This is a genomic window from Chryseobacterium daecheongense (genome assembly GCA_027920525.1).
GTDB classification, from domain to species: Bacteria; Bacteroidota; Bacteroidia; order Flavobacteriales; family Weeksellaceae; genus Chryseobacterium; species Chryseobacterium proteolyticum.
In genome coordinates this window covers 1,734,162-1,749,869 of record CP115858.1, presented here as the reverse complement: position 1 = coordinate 1,749,869, position 15,708 = coordinate 1,734,162, and the positions used below count along the sequence as shown (strand labels likewise).

General features: G+C 36.0%; 11 protein-coding genes. 6 read left to right on the top strand and 5 right to left on the bottom strand.

The window, feature by feature from the left end; translation table 11 throughout:
• The first annotated feature begins 262 nt into the window (after window positions 1–262).
• Window positions 263–1,279: a class 1 fructose-bisphosphatase gene (gene fbp, locus PFY10_07670; protein ID WBV58324.1), complete on the top strand. Its 1,017-nt coding sequence runs from the start codon at window positions 263–265 to the stop codon at window positions 1,277–1,279.
• A complete protein-coding gene (locus PFY10_07665) occupies window positions 1,280–2,284 on the top strand; it encodes an o-succinylbenzoate synthase (GenBank protein WBV58323.1) in 1,005 nt (334 codons plus the stop codon).
• A 232-nt stretch (window positions 2,285–2,516) separates the two neighbouring features.
• Here PFY10_07665 and PFY10_07660 read toward each other — a convergent pair whose 3' ends face one another.
• Window positions 2,517–3,650: an alpha/beta hydrolase gene (locus PFY10_07660; protein WBV58322.1), complete on the bottom strand. Its 1,134-nt coding sequence runs from the start codon at window positions 3,648–3,650 to the stop codon at window positions 2,517–2,519.
• A gap of 158 nt (window positions 3,651–3,808) precedes the next feature.
• On the opposite strand from PFY10_07660, the gene PFY10_07655 reads away from it, so the two are divergent.
• Complete coding sequence (locus PFY10_07655; protein ID WBV58321.1) at window positions 3,809–5,482, top strand: glutamine--tRNA ligase/YqeY domain fusion protein; 1,674 nt, start codon at window positions 3,809–3,811, stop codon at window positions 5,480–5,482.
• Window positions 5,483–5,565: 83 nt separating this feature from the next.
• Here the strand turns inward: PFY10_07655 and PFY10_07650 are convergent, their stop codons facing one another.
• Entirely contained in the window at window positions 5,566–6,462 is an 897-nt protein-coding gene (locus PFY10_07650; protein WBV58320.1) for a 3-hydroxyacyl-CoA dehydrogenase, read from the bottom strand.
• Window positions 6,463–6,734: 272 nt separating this feature from the next.
• Here PFY10_07650 and PFY10_07645 point away from each other — a divergent pair, with 272 nt between their 5' ends.
• Window positions 6,735–7,970, top strand: a complete 1,236-nt coding sequence (locus PFY10_07645; protein WBV58319.1) for an MFS transporter — start codon at window positions 6,735–6,737, stop codon at window positions 7,968–7,970.
• Between the two features lie 24 nt (window positions 7,971–7,994).
• Entirely contained in the window at window positions 7,995–10,025 is a 2,031-nt protein-coding gene (locus PFY10_07640; GenBank protein WBV58318.1) for a TonB-dependent receptor, read from the top strand.
• A gap of 23 nt (window positions 10,026–10,048) precedes the next feature.
• Here the strand turns inward: PFY10_07640 and PFY10_07635 are convergent, their stop codons facing one another.
• Window positions 10,049–11,020: a YpdA family putative bacillithiol disulfide reductase gene (locus PFY10_07635; protein ID WBV58317.1), complete on the bottom strand. Its 972-nt coding sequence runs from the start codon at window positions 11,018–11,020 to the stop codon at window positions 10,049–10,051.
• Between the two features lie 65 nt (window positions 11,021–11,085).
• On the opposite strand from PFY10_07635, the gene PFY10_07630 reads away from it, so the two are divergent.
• On the top strand, window positions 11,086–11,730 hold the full coding sequence (locus tag PFY10_07630; GenBank protein ID WBV58316.1) for a hypothetical protein: 645 nt from the start codon (window positions 11,086–11,088) through the stop codon (window positions 11,728–11,730).
• Here the strand turns inward: PFY10_07630 and PFY10_07625 are convergent.
• Together PFY10_07625 and PFY10_07620 are read right to left on the bottom strand one after the other, a co-directional pair.
• Window positions 11,715–13,052 carry a glycosyl transferase family 1 gene (locus PFY10_07625; GenBank protein WBV58315.1) on the bottom strand — a complete coding sequence of 446 codons (1,338 nt, stop codon included), beginning with the start codon at window positions 13,050–13,052 and terminating at the stop codon, window positions 11,715–11,717. The genes PFY10_07630 and PFY10_07625 overlap by 16 nt on opposite strands.
• Before the next feature lie 84 nt (window positions 13,053–13,136).
• The gene (locus PFY10_07620) at window positions 13,137–15,680 is read right to left on the bottom strand and encodes a hypothetical protein (protein WBV58314.1); all 2,544 of its coding nucleotides are present in this window, start codon (window positions 15,678–15,680) and stop codon (window positions 13,137–13,139) included.
• Window positions 15,681–15,708: the final 28 nt, after the last annotated feature.

Here is a 15,708-nt window from a genome sequence, read left to right as displayed (position 1 = left end):
AGATGAATGGATTTTATGCAATATTATTCCAGATTTATTAATATTATCTCGACGTAATGATGCTATATTGTTAATAATAGTGTGAATTGATGAAATTTAGCTGGGAGCGAAAACGGGAATCAATTATATAAAGGTTAAAGACAATATGTTATGTTTGTTATGTTGTATGTATTTGATATACAGATTGTAATGGCTTTTGAAAGAATTTTTTTTAGATTGTAATAAATTTTACGAAATTTGGGCAAATCGTAAAAAGTAAAATATGTCAGATCAATCGTTGCAGACTTTAGGAGAATTTATTATAGATAAACAAGAAGATTTTCAGTATTCTACAGGGGAACTTTCCCGACTTCTAAGTGCTATAAGATTGGCTTCAAAAGTTGTAAACAGAGAAGTAAATAAAGCAGGAATTGCAGATATCATTGGAAAAGCAGGTAATGAGAATGTTCAGGGGGAAGAGCAGCAGAAGCTGGATGTCCTTGCTAATGAGATATTCATCACGGCATTATCGCAAAGAGAGGTAGTTTGTGGAATTGCTTCCGAAGAAAATGATGATTTTATTGATATTAAATGTGTAGGAAATGGGCATCTTAGCAAGTATGTAGTTTTGATTGACCCTCTTGATGGTTCTTCAAATATTGATGTGAATGTTTCTGTAGGAACTATTTTTTCTATTTACAGAAGGGTTTCTGAGCCGGGCACACCTGTTCAGTTAGAAGATTTCCTTCAGAAAGGAGTGAACCAGATTGCAGCAGGTTATGTAATTTACGGATCTTCTACAATGATTGTATATACCACCGGAAACGGAGTGAACGGATTTACTTTGGATCCTTCACTGGGTACTTATTATCTTTCTCATCCTAATATGAAATTTCCGGCAACGGGGAAAATTTATTCTATCAACGAAGGAAACTATATCAAATTCCCTCAGGGAGTTAAAAACTATCTGAAATATTGTCAGATGGAAGAAGGTGACCGCCCTTACACATCAAGATATATTGGTTCTCTTGTTGCTGATTTCCATAGAAATATGCTGAAAGGAGGGATTTATATTTATCCTTCTTATTCACAAGCTCCTAATGGTAAACTAAGGCTGCTTTATGAATGTAATCCTATGGCATTCCTTGCTGAGCAGGCTGGGGGAAAAGCAACGGATGGATTCAGAAGAATTCTGGAAGTTGAGCCTACAGAGCTTCATCAGAGAATTCCATTTTTCTGTGGAAGTGTTGCTATGGTAGAAAAAGCAGAGGAATTTATGCGAATAGATAATGTGAAATAAATGATCGCAAAATACTTCAGATATTTATTAAAATTCAAACGCCCGAGTGGAACATCTCGTGGCGTTTTGCATGAAAAAGAAACTTTTATTCTTGAAATTTCCGAAAATGATAGAAAGGGAGTGGGAGAGTGTGCCGTTTTCAGAGGGCTAAGCTTTGATGACAGACCAGATTATGAAGAAAAACTCAAATGGCTTTGTGAGAATATCAGGCAGACTCCTGAATTCTTAAGAGAAGAGTTAATAGAATTTCCATCCATCTGGATTGGATACGAGCAGGCTATCCTTAATTTAAAGAATGGGGGACATCTTTATTTTCCCAGTCAATTTACACAGGGGCAGGTTCCCATTACCATCAATGGGCTGATCTGGATGGGAGATGTCGGGTTTATGGAAGAACAGATCCGGGAAAAACTTGAAAAAGGTTTCCATTGCATTAAATTGAAAATAGGGGTTGATTGGGAATCCGAACATGAAGTGCTGAAAAAATTGAGAAAGAAATTTCCGGAAAGCAGTTTGGAATTGCGGGTTGATGCGAATGGAGGATTCAATACACAAGAAGCAAAGACTGTTTTAAAACAGCTATCGGATTTGCATATTCATTCTATAGAACAACCTATTAAGGCTGGAAATTGGAATGATATGGCCATATTGTGCAGCGATACACCAACACCAATTGCCCTGGACGAGGAATTGATCGGAATTGTTGATACCGGCGAAAAGAATAAACTACTGGAAGCAATTAAACCGCAATATATTATTCTTAAACCGTCTTTGATTGGAGGTTTTTCGGGATCTGACGAATGGATTTCTCTTGCAGAACAAAATAATATAGGATGGTGGATAACTTCGGCGCTGGAAAGTAATATAGGATTAAATGCAATAGCCCAGTATACCTATACTAAAAATAGTAAAATGCCTCAAGGTTTAGGAACCGGAGGCTTATTTACTAATAATTTTGACAATCATTTGGAACTAATTGGGGAACGCTTGCTTTTTAAAGCATGATTTCAACATGAAATTGTGTTATTTTTCTGTTGGTGTACATTGATTAAACTTCATCATTTATGAAAATCGTTTTTTTGATGTTTTCTATTAAAATAGAAACCTTTTCTTTAAACTTTTTCATGACCGGAAATTTTAATTAATTCTCTATCTTTAGATATAAGCAATCTTCGTGCCAAATTGAATTTTTCGCAATTATTGTTCTGTTATTTTATTGTTAATTTTGTATAAGTCACTATTTTGATACAATTGTGAAAATATTTTCATAATTGCTTATTCTATTGGTAATGAGGTTTCTATCAACTCCGTTCAGGGTCTGGAAAATGTCATTTTGTACCTGTGAACTAGAGAGATATCCCCAGTGGTTTCCAAGCTCAAATTTTAAACCATCTTTGAGGTCGTTCTCAATAAAGGTACAGTCTACAATAGACACAATATCTTTAAATTTTTCAATATCACTGGGGCCGTTTTTTCCCAATCTCGGAGTGAGAATATTTTTGGTAAACTGGGAAATTCCTAGAACGGCATCTTTTCGGTTTAAATAAATTGAAACACGATTGGCAAGCAAAGGAAGTTTGTTAAAGGAGTCTTCAGAGTCTTCAAATACTTTATAGGTTACATCAGCATTCAATAAAAGAACCTGATCAATTACTCTTAGAATATTTTCGCTTTTAAGACTGTACAGCATACTTTGAAGCACCCTGTTTCCCAAGGAATGAGCCATCAGATGAATTCTCTGGTTACATGGAGCTAAATCCCGGTTGGAAAAAATATCCTTTAGGAACTGAGTGTAAAAATAGAACAGCCTCATTAATGAGGTTCCGGAATTAATGCTGGATGCTTTATCGTCAAAGTAGGTAAGCGGAACAATACTGCTTGAAGCCGGCCAGCTCACAAACAGGATATGCTCAACTGGAGATTCCGGACTATCGATAAACAGTTTTTTCAGATCAATAATAGCTTCCAGTTCATCGTCGAAATCGTAGGCATAACCATGGATAAATATTAAAACGTCACTTCTGGATTTGGTAGAAGACATGTTTTTATACAATTCATAAAACATCCTTTGGGTTCCCCCCAGGTTATCGGCTGTAATTTTTGATTTTTTGATATTTTTTTCTCTTAATAAAACATCAAGAACTTCCTGGTATCCTTGTTTTTCAGGTTCTGAAAAAAGCTGATAATTTAATATATTCCTGTTGGTGTAATTTTTTTTTCTCTTTTCCTGAGCAGTTGGTTCCTTATAATTGGTAAAATCACATTTTGCGATTCTGAAATTAGGAATGGAATATTCATCATTGGAAAATGAATCAACGGTTTCGTTTTTATGACGGACGATCTTCCTGTTACTTAAGATATAAACAGCCATAATGATTTTGTGATAGGTTTTAGTGGTATAAATTTCGGAAAAAATATTGGATTTTTAGTCAATATGCTTTTAAATCAGCCCTTTCATAAACCCTAAATTTTCGCTAAATTTGCGAATGGGTTATATTTAAAATATAACTTTTAACTTTTAATTAAATAATGGAAGAAGAAAAAAAATCGCTCAATTTTATTGAACAAATTATAGAAGATGATTTGGCAAATGGTTTGAACAGAGATCAAATCCGTTTCCGTTTTCCCCCAGAACCAAATGGTTATTTACATGTAGGGCACACCAAAGCCATCTGCATCAACTTTGGACTGGGAGAAAAATACAACGCTCCTGTAAACCTTCGTTTCGACGATACAAATCCTGAAAAAGAAGAACAGGAATTTGTAGATTCTATTAAAAAAGATGTAGAATGGCTAGGTTTCAAATGGGATAAAGAATTGTACGCATCTGACTACTTCCAGCAGCTCTATGACTGGGCCGTAAGATTAATCAAAGAAGGAAAAGCATATGTGGACGAGCAACCGTCTGAAGTGATTACAGAACAAAGAAAAAATCCAACTGAACCCGGAGTGGAAAGCCCTTTCAGAAACCGTCCTGTTGAAGAATCTCTGGATTTATTCGAGAGAATGAAAAACGGAGAGTTTGAAGAAGGTACGATGTCTCTTCGTGCAAAAATTGATATGGTTTCTCCTAATATGAATATGCGTGATCCTGTAATGTACAGAATTCTGAAAAGACCTCACCACAGAACAGGAACAGACTGGAAAATCTATCCGATGTATGACTGGGCTCATGGAGAGTCAGATTATTTAGAACAAGTATCACATTCTTTATGTTCTTTGGAGTTTGAAAATCACAGACCATTATATAACTGGTATCTGGATCAGGTATATGAAAAGCCTAAAGTAGCTCCGAAGCAGAGAGAATTTGCAAGGATGAATGTATCCTATATGATTACATCCAAAAGAAAGCTACAGAGATTAGTTGCTGAAAAAGTAGTAACAGGATGGGATGATCCAAGAATGCCTACAATTTCAGGAATGCGAAGAAAAGGATTTACCCCTACATCCATTAGGAATTTTATTGAAAAAGTAGGAGTAGCCAAAAGAGAAAATCTTATTGAGATTCAGCTATTGGATTTCTGCGTTCGTGAGGACCTGAATAAAGTAGCTAAACGTGTTATGGCCGTAGTTGATCCTGTAAAATTAGTGATTGAAAACTATCCGGAAGGTAAAGAAGAGTGGTTGGAGACTGAAAACAATCCGGAGCAGGAAAATGCCGGAACGAGAGAAATTCCTTTCTCACGAGAACTATATATTGAACGTGAAGACTTTAAAGAAGAAGCAAATAATAAATTCTTCAGGTTAAAATTAGGAGGTGAAGTTCGTTTGAAATCTGCATATATCATCAAAGCTGAAAGAGTAGAGAAAGATGAAAACGGAGAGATTACGACCATCTATGCAACGTATGATGAAAAGAGCAAGTCAGGAAGCGGAACAGAAGAAAGCTTGAGAAAAGTAAAAGGAACCTTACATTGGGTATCAGCAAACCATGCAATTCCGGTGGAGGTAAGAATTTATGATCAGCTATTTACCGTTGAGCAACCTGATGCAGAAAAAGATGTGGACTTCCTTGACTTTGTGAACCCTGAATCTGTTTCTGTTATTCAAGGTTTTGCGGAGCCGGGCCTTAAAGATGTTGCAGTAGGAGAGCCGCTTCAATTCCAGAGAATCGGATATTTTACGAAAGATCAGGATTCGACTGAAGGGAACCTGGTATTTAACCGTACCGTGACACTGAAAGATTCTTATAAACCAGAATAAGTTTCTTATCATATAAAAAAACAGGATCTACAAAATAGATCCTGTTTTTTATTATTGTTTTATCCGGATAAGAACGAGAGAAACTACTTCAGGAAATTTTTTTTCCCGTACGCCGGATTGGGATAGTTGTAAAAGCCTTTACCGCTTACGACACCTAATTTTCCTTTATCAATATATTCCTTTTTTAATTTTTTTGATATTTTAAGCATTACAGGTGACCTTGAAGAATCTGCTGCAATTTTATTAATATTATAAACGGTAGTAATGCCTACAACATCCAGTATCCCAAAAGGACCCATTGGTGCTCCGGTGGCCACCATCCATGTTTTATCAATAGTTTTGATATCTGATACTTTATTTACCCATAATTCCAATGCGGAACTTAGTAACGGCATCAACAATGAGTTGACAATATAGCCGGGTTGTTCTTTATAAATAGGTAATGCGACCATTCCAATGGCTTTTGCAAATTCCATGATATCATCAAACACTTTAGAAGAGGTCCCCGGATGTCCCATAACTTCTGCTGTGTTATGTTTCCAGATTTCATTGGCAAAATGTAGTGCAATAAACTTTTCCGGTCTTCCTGTTTTTTTAGCAAACTGACTGGGTAGTAATGATGACGAATTCGTTGCAAAGACGGTTTTTTCAGGAGCTAATTTTGCTACACTCCTGTAAAACGCGATTTTAATTTTCGGGTTTTCGGGTACGGCTTCTATCAAAAGGTCTGCATTTTGTACAGATGCTGCCAGGTCAGATGTGTAAGTAAGATTTTTGAATGCTGTGTCCAGCTGGTTTTTTGTTGCTTTTAAGTCTTTTGTAAAAGCTTCATTGAGTATATTGAATTTTTCCTTTGCCTTTTCTAAAATTTCGTCACTGATATCATAAACGGTTACATTAAAACCATGGAAAGCTGCCTGGAAAGCGATTTGGTATCCCAATACACCACTGCCCGCAACAGTTACATTTTTAAAATTCATACAATTTTGTTTTGGTGGTCATTAATAATGGAATTAATTTGGATAGTGAAAAATTGTTGATTTACATTCGTATTTGTTCAACAAGGTTTATCTGCAATTTACAAAATTTGTAAAGGAACCCGTGGGATTATCAATTGAATTATTTTTATATTGAATGGTTCCTGCAATCGGGGATTCAATTATTTTTCAGAGAAAATAAATTTAAGGACCATGCTCTGACTTAATTTGCCTAATTTTGTGTCTTCGAAAACCGTTCCCAAGAATTTATTCCCGTGAAATTAATTAAGATCTATACTAGTTCTTTTAAAGGACTGTCTCAAGAAAGCTGGATGCTGGCGTTGGTAATGCTCATCAATCGTGCCGGATCAATGGTACTCCCATTTTTAGGAGTGTATATGACTGCGCATTTACATTTCAGCATAGAGAACTCAGGTGTTGTTTTGAGTTTTTTTGGAATTGGGTCGGTATTGGGTTCATGGCTGGGAGGAATGATCACGGATAAGATCGGAGAGTATAGAGTTCAAAGTCTAAGTTTGCTCCTGAGCGTACCTTTGTTTTGTATGATTCCTCTTTTTACGACCGAGGTGGGATTAGCGGGGATTATCCTTGCACAAAGTATCGTAAGTGAAACGTTTCGTCCTGCCAATTCGGTAGCAATCACCAAATATGCAAGACCTGAAAATATTACCCGGGCATTTTCCTTAAACAGAATGGCCGTGAATCTGGGGTTTTCTATAGGACCGGCTTTAGGAGGTATTTTATCGGCCATTTCTTATGAATTTCTTTTTTACAGTAATGCCTTGGCTGCATTAATAGCTGGTATCACCTATATTGTGTTCTTTAAAAAGAGAAATACATTAGCCCTGAGGAAAGCCCAAAACATGAAAAAAAGCACCGTTCATGTTAAAGAAGGATCTCCTTACCGGGACGGAAAGTTTCTGCTGTATTGTTTCTTCTGTATGTTGTTTGCGATATGTTTTTTCCAGCTTTTCAGCACACTTACGATATTTTATAAGGATACAGCTCACCTTAGCCAGGAACATATAGGATATCTTTTAGGATATAGCGGTTTCTTGATTGTATTGCTTGAAATGGCTTTTGTTCAGATTGCTGAGAAATATTTTACCTTGGGAATCACGATGCTGGTAGGAACTTTGCTCTGTGGATTTTCATACGCGATGCTTGCTTTTGATTACACAATGCTAACGTTGCTTATTTCCATGACAATGCTATGCGTCGGTGAAATTTGGACTTTACCTTTTATGTCTACGATTACAGCTTTAAGGTCAGGTTCTAATAATAAAGGTGCTTATATGGGATTGAACGGGATATCATTTTCTATAGCTTTTATTGTTACTCCCTATGTAGGAACTTTGATTGCAGAGAAACTGGGATTTAAGGTTTTATGGTTAGGAACAGGAACCCTTGCTGCTCTTATTGCAGTTGCTTTTTATTTTATTGTTCCATGGATGTTATCTGAAAAAAAGTCGAAAGAAGAGGCTGATTAAGAAATCATTTATTAGATTTGTAGAATGGTGAGGATCAGTTTTTTATTCTTTATCATTTGCAGTTCATTTTTCTCTTCCCAAATAAGAGATTCTGCTGAATTGATTTCGGAAGTCAAAATTGATGCCTATAAAAAACCATCTTCATACTTACGTTCGACAAAATCTGTTGCTGTCATTACTCAAGATCTTTTGAGCCAGAATACACCCGAACGGCTTCTGGAATCGGTCAATCAAATTGCCGGAGCAAGAATGGAAGAGCGTTCCCCGGGAAGTTACAGGATTTCTGTTCGTGGCAGTACGCTGAGGTCTCCATTTGGGGTACGTAATATTAAAGTATATCTTGATGATTTTATCCTTTCTGACGCATCGGGAAATACCTATTTTAACATTATTTCTCCTGAACTTATTAACAGGATGGAGATCTACAAAGGACCGGAGGGTGGAGATTATGGTGCAGCTACAGGAGGAACCCTTCTTCTTAAAACGAGGTCTTCGGAAAATACATCAGCAAATATTTCAATAGGCAGTTACGGAACATTGAATCAAAGCTTTGATTTTTCAAAACAGCTTGGAAAACATTTTCTCGAAGTTTTTCAAAATTATTATCGGAGTGATTCTTACCGTGAGCAATCAGCCATCGAAAGAAAACAATTTTTTTTAAAAGACCGATTTCAATATAGTGAGAAAGCGACAATGAATGCGATGGTTCTGTTTTCAGATCTGGACTACCAAACTCCCGGAGGACTTACTTTAGAGCAGATGCAAAGAGATAGGAAACAGGCAAGGCCGGCAACATCCACACTTCCTGGTGCTGTGGAACAAGACGCAGGCATACGGAATAAAATGTTACTGGCAGGTGTTTCAAATCAATTCAGCTTGAGTCCTAAATTTTCCCATTTTATAATGTTGCAGGGCTCTTATGTAGATTTTTCAAATCCTTTTATTACCAATTATGAAAGGAGGTTTGAAAAAAACTTTGCCATAAGGACACACCTCAATTATGAAGAACACTGGAACAAGATTACAGCAGAATGGCGCTTAGGATTTGAAGGAGGTAGTAATTCGATAATGGTCAGAAACTATGACAATATTAAGGGAATAAAAAAAGACTTTCAAAATTTTGATAACATTAAGAATACTTCCGGATTTTATTTTCTGTCCCAGAAACTAAATTTTAATGAGAGATTATATACGGATATATCTGTTAGCATGAACGCCAATTCTTATGAATGGGAAAGGCTTTATCCAGGAACAGGCAGTGGAAAAGTACATTTCAGAAAACAATGGCTTCCCAATATCGGGCTTACTTATGTTTTGGAAAAAGGACTTTCAGTAAGAGCTAAGATCGGGAAAGGAAATTCAGCACCTACTAATGAAGAAATCCGTTCTTCTAATCAGGAATTTAATCTGGACCTTGTTCCTGAATATGGATGGAATAAGGAAATTGGGATCCGTCAGCAGTTCGGTAATTTTTTATTTCTGGAAGGAAACTATTTCGATTTTCGGATGATGGATGCTATTGTAAGGAGACAGAATGAGAAAGGCGAAGAGTTTTTTATTAATCAGGGAAATATCAAGCAAAGAGGGATAGAAGTCTTGATAGAATCAAAAGGCTTTAATGTAAATAATACTATTTTTAACAGGTTTAAGTTCAGATTTTCAGGTAGTTTTTACCGGTTCAGGTTTGAAAATTATGCGCAGGGAAATCAAAATTTTTCCGGAAATGATGTAACGGGTGTTCCGTCAACTACGATAAGCAGTTTATTTAATTTTATTGTGTTAAGGAAAGTTTCTGTAGATTATTCTCATTTCTATACTTCGAAGATTCCTTTAAATGACGCCAATTCTGTCTGGTCTGAATCTAGTATCGTTGGAAATATACAATTGGGAATTCCCGTCTATTTTGAAAAGACTAAGCTGAACGTATACCTTCAGATTCAAAATCTTTACAATACAGATTATGTTTTGGGATTTGATACCAATGCTTTTGGAAATCGTTTTTATAATCCTGCTGCCCGACGGAATTTTATTTTGGGTGTAAAGGCTGACTTTTGAAATATTGCCGAAAATTTAAGCTATTAATTTTCCCTTGTTTTTAGGATATTCTTTATAATCATATCAGCGTGGATCCTTGAGTTTTCAATAAACCATAAATGAGTGTCTTTTCCACCACAAACCACGCCTGCAAGATAGAGGTTTTGAATATTTGTTTCCATGGTTTCAGGGTCGTATACAGGATTGAGACATTCTCCCTGTAGCTCAATTCCTGCAATGATCAGGAAACCAAAGTCCGGCAGATATCCGGTCATAGCGAGAACAAAGTCATTTTGAATTTCATTGATCTCTCCGTTTTTATCTTTAAATACAACACTATGTTCTTTGATTTCTACCAATTCAGAATTAAAATGAGCGGTAATACTTCCTTCTGCAATCCTGTTTTCAATATCGGGTTTTACCCAATATTTTACACTTTTCGATATTTCGGATTGGCGTATGATCATGGTAACCTCCGCGCCCTTGCGGTATGTTTCCAGCGCGGCATCTACAGCTGAATTGCTTGAACCTACAACAACAATCTTTTGCTTGGCATACGGATAAGGTTCGGAATAGTAATGTCTGACTTTCTGTAAGTCTTCTCCGGGAATATTCATCAGGTTAGGGATGTCGTAAAATCCGGTTGAAATGATCACATTCTTTGCATAGTATATGGATTTGGAAGATTCAATCTCAAAAATCTCATTTTTTTTAGAAACTCTGATTACTTTTTCATAAAGACGAATGTTGAGGTTCTTCTGTCTCGTGATTCCCTGGTAATATTCCAGAGCTTCCTGCCTGCCTGGTTTAGGGGCCGCTGATATAAACGGAATTTCGGCAATTTCCAGTTTTTCAGCTGTAGAAAAAAAACGCATATACAAAGGATAATTGTACAGGGAGTTGACAATTGTTCCTTTTTCGATAATGATGTAAGAGAGATTGTTTTTTTGCGCCTCTAAGGCACAATTCAATCCGATAGGTCCTCCTCCGATAATGAGGATATCTAAAACTTCCATATAACAAATTTACTTATTTTTCTGGCATTAGTTTTGGTGATTTTCTGTAATTAACATTAAAAAAGATGAAGAAGTTATTCATTCCACTATTATTGATCATAAGCCTTGTAGCTTGTAAAAAGAATACAGCAAATCCTACCATAAATACAACAGACTCTGCTGGCCACGTGAAAACTGACACTGTTGCTGTTCCGAAAATGAGTGAGGCAGAAAAGAAAGATATCATAAAGACAACAAATGATGAAATTCTGCAAGCCTTAAAAAACAAGGATTATCAGAAATTTTCAGAGTTCATCCATCCCCAGAAAGGGATTCGTTTTTCTATGTATGCTTTTGTAGATATTAAAGATGATAAACATTTTTCCAAAGCCGACTTTGAAAAGTATGTTCAAACGAAAACGCAGTTTACATGGGGATCTCATGATGGATCAGGAGAACTGTATAAAGAGACTATAAAGGATTATCTTGAAAAATGGGTTTTCTCAAAAGATTTTACACATTCCACTTATTCTTTTAATGAATTTCAGGGAGGAGGAAATTCTCTTAATAATTTAAAAGAAATTTACCCCGGTCATGATTTCACAGAGAATTATATTAAAGGAACAGAAAAATACGGGGAAATGGACTGGAAGACTCTTCGTTTTGTATATGAAGAATTTGAAGGAAAATATTATATAATAGCTGTAATTAATGATCAGTGGACTGTCTGATCCAATATTTCAGATAAATTTTTTGCAAGATTTCTTCTTGAGAACTGTTCAATATTTTGAGTGTTTTCGAGAAGATTTCCTTTTTTCCACAACTTGTATTTTTCAAGTATAAAGTCTTTTATGTTGTCCAAATCCTGATAACTGAAGTGCTTTCCTGCATTTGTATCATCCAATATTTTTGATACATCAGCATCGGCAGGACCAAACGAAATGATCTGTTTGCCGGTAGCCAGGTATTCAAATATTTTTCCGGGAATAATTCCTTTAGAAGATTCGTTAGGAAAATTCGTGATTAAAAGCATGTCTGAAGATTTCATTTCTTCAATGGCTTTTTCATGAGAAAGGTATCCCAAATCATGAATGTGTTTTTTTAAACTGGAATTGTTTAAGGTTTCAAGAATCCTGTCATCGATTCTTCCTGCGAATTTTAATATAAAATGTTGGGCAAATGATGAATCTGTTTCTATAAGATGATCCAGGACCGTCCATAAATTTTCAGGGTTACGAAGCTGTTCCAGAACACCAATGTAGCTCAAGGTGAAATGTGTTTGATTATCCTCGGTCTTAGTATTCTGTGATTGTGGAATTTCGAGATTTTGTTCAACAGATACAGCATCACTTTCATCGAATCCATTTGTAATGCAAACTGCATTAGCACCCTTTTTTCGGAAATTTTCAGCATCTGTATAACTGGTTGCAAGAGTAATGTCTGCATTTCTGAAAACTTCACTTTCCAGTTTTCTGTGTTTCTGATCAGATCTTTTGGTAAGTTTTAGATGCTTATAATAGGAGATTTCTGTCCATGGATCCCTGAAATCTGCAATCCATTTTAGTGTGGAAAACTTCTTTTTAAGTTGTAAGCCTATAAGATGTAAAGAATGGGGAGGACCTGAAGTTACAATGAAATCAATTTTGTTTTCTTTTATATAATGTTCCAGGAATTTAACCGATGGTTTTACCCAAAAAACTCTTGCATCAGGAATGAAAAAGTTTCCCCTTACCCAAATGGAAAGCTTAGATTTCCAGCTTTGGTTCTTGCCTACATCAAATTGGCCGGCCTTAAACTTCTTATTACTTTTATTTAGTTTTTCAGCAAGCTGGTAAGGTTCCCAGATTGTTGTTTTTACAATTTTCAGGTCTCTTGGAACTTCTTTCAGCAAGCTTTCATCCAATAAAGGGTAACTCGGATTTTCCGGAGTGTAAATAATAGGTTTCCACCCAAAATCAGGTAAATATTTTGCGAACTTCAACCACCTCTGAACACCAGGACCTCCTGCGGGAGGCCAGTAATAAGTAATAATAAGGATTTTCTTCTCTTCCATGGATGGAAATATTGCAGAGATCAATGCCGGTCATCTTAATATGTTTTTTAACCAGCAATTAAGATGACCGGGTATAAAAATAATTTAAACTTTTTCCTCGGTTAAGGCTTCCTTCTTCTTTTTATTCATCCAGAAAATCCCAAAGGCACTTAATGCGATAAATAATCCGAAGCAAAATAAAGAAATCCATTTTCCTTTTTCGATCACTTCAGGTTCAAAGACCATTCTGATATGATGTTCCCCTGCAGGAACCTGAACCGCACGAAGAAGATAATCTGCCTTGATATAAGGGACTTCTTTTTCGTCGATAAACATTTTCCATCCGTGAGGATAGTAAATTTCTGAGAATACCGCCAATTGTGGTGTTTTAGATTTAGATTTAAACTCTAATTCGTTAGGCTGATATTTGGTTAGATTAATAAATGCTGTAGAATCGGGTAGGATAAATTTATCTCTTTCTAAAAAAGGTTTACCATCTTCTTTTCCTACAATTGCAATTTTTTTGGTGTCAACCTCTCCGATCAGCTTTAGTTCTTCGTTCGGGGTATTGGCCACTTTAACTTCTGATACGAACCATGCATTTCCATTAGCTTTTGTATTAGGAATGACCTGAGGTTTTTCCGGTCCCCCTACAACCCAGTATTTTGCATTTAAAAGGTTGAGCATATTAGGAACTTTTACAGAATCCATAATCTGGAAATATTCATTGATCACATCATCATATCTTCTTAGTTTTACCGCATGATAACCACCAATTGAAGATTTGAAATAAGAAGTATTCGTTTCACTGAAAGTTCCAAGAATGTTATTGAAAATCCTGTAGTGTGTTTTGTCTTTTTCAGCAATGGTTTCCAATGTTTTGTTGACATTCACATTGGCCAGAATAGAACCAAGATTTGGATTTGCCTGTACTTTTTCAGCAAGAAGATCCGAGCTTTCCGTCTGAAAAGGATTTTCTGCAAATACTTTATCTACATAATTGTCGTCATTCAGATAGCGTTTGTTTACAGTCCATAGGTCAAATAAGCTTACAACACCTATAATGACCAATGCGATATTCTGATTTAGCTTTTTCTTCATCGTGAGGAATAAAGCCACAGCAGCTATTGCTACATAGATAAATGCTTTTAAAGCATCAACTTTAAATAATTTGAATCTTTCATCTACCAGATAGTCTAATAGAAAAGGAGGGAAATACAATTTTTCATTGTCCGTAGCAAAGCCAAGAATGCTCTTTCCAAAAATTAAAAGAATTAATAGCAAACCTAATGTCCCGCCACTCACATAAAAAAGAATTTTCTTTTTATATTCTTCTGTCAATTTTTCGTCTGTAAAGAATTTATACAAACCAATAATTGCAATTAACGGGAATAAGAGCTCAACAATAACAAGAATGGAAGATGGTGCTCTGAATTTATTGTAAAACGGAACGTAGTCTATAAAGAAGTCCGACAATGGCATAAAGTTGCTTCCCCATGCCAGCAGAATAGTCAGTATAGAAGCCCCTAAAATCCAGTAGCGGTATTTTTTTCCGGCAAAAAAGAATCCTAAAATAGCTAAAAAACAAACAATAGCTCCCTGATAGGCAGGTCCCGAAGTTCCGGGTTGGTCACCCCAGTACGTAACACTTGCAAATCCTTTGGAAATTCTGTCCATTTCTGCCTGAGAGGAAACATTTTCCTGAATCATCTCCTGAATGTGGTTCATTATCTCTTTAGCTTCAGGTTCCTGGCTTCCACCACCCATTAATCTTGGAATAAAAAGGTTCAGTGTTTCCAGTCTTCCGTAGCTCCACATTAGCATACTCTCTTTATCCATTCCGGATTTTCCGGCAGTATGATTTTCTGTATTTAAGATTTGTTTACCGCGTACAGTTTCTTTAATATACTCGGAATTGGCCATGATCCTTTGCGAATTCATTCCCACACCGATGATACATGATACTGCTATAATAGCCGAAGAAACAATAAAGTGCTTCATCGGGGTTTTCTTTTTGATAACCCGTACCAATTCAGATATAAAGAGGAATCCTAATGCAAGGAACAGATAGTAGGTCATCTGTGGATGGTTGGCAGCAATCTGAAGTCCCATAAACAGGGTGGTTACGATAAATCCGGTAATATACTTTTTTCTGATGTACACCAGTAATATACCTGCTAAAAGAGGCGCAAAATACTCAATCGTATTTACTTTACCATTATGTCCTGCTGCAATGATAATATAAAAATAAGTTGAGAGACCAAAAAAAGTAGCCCCCAGCAGAGCGTACTTCCAGTTTCTCACCACCACCATTCCCAAAAGGAAAAATCCTGCAAAAAGTAAAAAAAGATAGTTAACAGGTCTTGGCAGAAAATTCAGATTACTGTCTATTTTTTTTATGATATCCCCCTTAAACTGGCTACCCATCTGGTAGGTAGGCATTCCCCCAAACATGGAATCACTCCAGTAAGTTTCTTTATCATTATTAGCTCTGTAATCAAGAAGTTCTTTTGCTCCTCCCCGGTACTGAACAATGTCATGCTGGAAAAGTTGCTTTCCCGTAAAAACAGGAGTGGAATATAAAAATGCTAAAACTATAAATACAACTAATGAAATTGCAATATAAATTAAGTTTTTATTTTTCGCCATGCTGGTTATTATCTTTTATTTTCTTGGA

Bases quoted from the DNA above. Each gene is read 5' to 3' on its own strand.
- PFY10_07640 (WBV58318.1), top strand. From the start codon at position 7,995: ATGGTGAGGATCAGTTTTTTATTCTTTATCATTTGCAGTTCATTTTTC.
- PFY10_07650 (WBV58320.1), bottom strand. From the start codon at position 6,462: ATGAATTTTAAAAATGTAACTGTTGCGGGCAGTGGTGTATTGGGATAC.
- PFY10_07630 (WBV58316.1), top strand. From the start codon at position 11,086: ATGAAGAAGTTATTCATTCCACTATTATTGATCATAAGCCTTGTAGCT.
- PFY10_07665 (WBV58323.1), top strand. From the start codon at position 1,280: ATGATCGCAAAATACTTCAGATATTTATTAAAATTCAAACGCCCGAGT.
- PFY10_07660 (WBV58322.1), bottom strand. From the start codon at position 3,650: ATGGCTGTTTATATCTTAAGTAACAGGAAGATCGTCCGTCATAAAAAC.
- fbp (WBV58324.1), top strand. From the start codon at position 263: ATGTCAGATCAATCGTTGCAGACTTTAGGAGAATTTATTATAGATAAA.
- PFY10_07635 (WBV58317.1), bottom strand. From the start codon at position 11,020: ATGGAAGTTTTAGATATCCTCATTATCGGAGGAGGACCTATCGGATTG.
- PFY10_07655 (WBV58321.1), top strand. From the start codon at position 3,809: ATGGAAGAAGAAAAAAAATCGCTCAATTTTATTGAACAAATTATAGAA.
- PFY10_07620 (WBV58314.1), bottom strand. From the start codon at position 15,680: ATGGCGAAAAATAAAAACTTAATTTATATTGCAATTTCATTAGTTGTA.
- PFY10_07625 (WBV58315.1), bottom strand. From the start codon at position 13,052: ATGGAAGAGAAGAAAATCCTTATTATTACTTATTACTGGCCTCCCGCA.